General features: G+C 47.7%; 1 protein-coding gene. It reads left to right on the top strand.

Annotation, left to right across the window (positions count from 1 at the left end; translation table 11 throughout):
* Positions 1 to 629 (top strand): biotin/lipoyl-binding protein (locus R7190_RS28490; protein ID WP_318138010.1); only part of this gene is annotated, 629 nt, incomplete at both ends.

The following is a 629-nucleotide window of genomic DNA, read 5'->3' as shown; positions in this document are numbered from 1 at the left end:
GGCACAGATCGACCAAGTCACCGTCGGCCAAGGTAAAGTAATTCCCTCTTCTCAAATCCAAGTAGTTCAAAACTTGGAAGGTGGTCTCGTCAAAGAAATTCTGGTGAAGGAAGGACAACTGGTGAAAAAAGGCCAGCAACTTCTGTTGATCGACGATACTCGTTTTCGCTCGGACTACCGCGAACGTGAACAACAAGTTGCCAACCTGACCGCCTCGGTATTACAACTTTCTGCTTCTATCAACAGCGTTGCCGTCAATCGCGATTTTAATATTCAAGATTGGGAAAAAAGCGTCGTTCTCGATTACGGCAAACTGACTTTCCCACCGGTATTGGAAGAGACGCAGCCACAATTAACTCAGCGTCAGAAAGCGGAATACCGCGAAGATTTGGATAACCTACGCAACCAACTGTCGGTGATCGATCAACAAGTTGAGCAAAAACAGCAAGACTTGGTCGAGATTGAAGCGCGAGTGCGCAACTTACGCCAAAGCTACCAATACGCGAAGAAAGAACTGGATATCACCCAACCGTTGGCGGATGAAGGCGTTGTTCCGCGCATTGAGCTACTCAAATTGCAGCGCCAAGTGAACGACACTCGCCGTGAAATGACATCTAGCGAACTGAAAA

The organism is Vibrio sp. 1078-1, from assembly GCF_033340475.1.
Note: the sequence above shows the minus strand (reverse complement) of the source record. Positions and strands in the feature narration are given on the sequence as shown.